Source organism: Jeotgalibacillus marinus (assembly GCF_040801915.1).
Lineage (GTDB): Bacteria > Bacillota > Bacilli > Bacillales > Jeotgalibacillaceae > Jeotgalibacillus > Jeotgalibacillus marinus.
This window is the reverse complement of record NZ_JBFMIA010000293.1, coordinates 1-236: the sequence shown is the minus strand read 5'-3', so window position 1 is coordinate 236 and position 236 is coordinate 1. Positions and strand designations below refer to the sequence as shown.

Here is a 236-nt window from a genome sequence, read left to right as displayed (position 1 = left end):
TCTCGTGGGTTTCCTCCCCTTCTCGTTTCCTTTTTTTTCTTCCCTCTCCCCTCCTTTCCCCCTTTCCTTTTTCCCTTTTCCCCTTTTTCTCCTCTTTCTCTCCCCTTCCTCCTCTTTCTTCCCCCCCCTCCCCTCCCCCTCTCTCTTTCTTCCTTTTCCTTTTCCTTTTTTCTCCCCTCCTCCCCCCTTTCCCCTCTCCTTTCCTTCTCTTCCCTTCCCCTCTTCCCTTCCTTCTC

The 236-nt window shown here is 52.5% G+C and carries 1 protein-coding gene; it reads right to left on the bottom strand.

The annotated features are described in order from the left end of the window. Nucleotides 1-236 (bottom strand): hypothetical protein (locus AB1471_RS19160; RefSeq protein WP_367781067.1); only part of this gene is annotated, 236 nt, incomplete at both ends.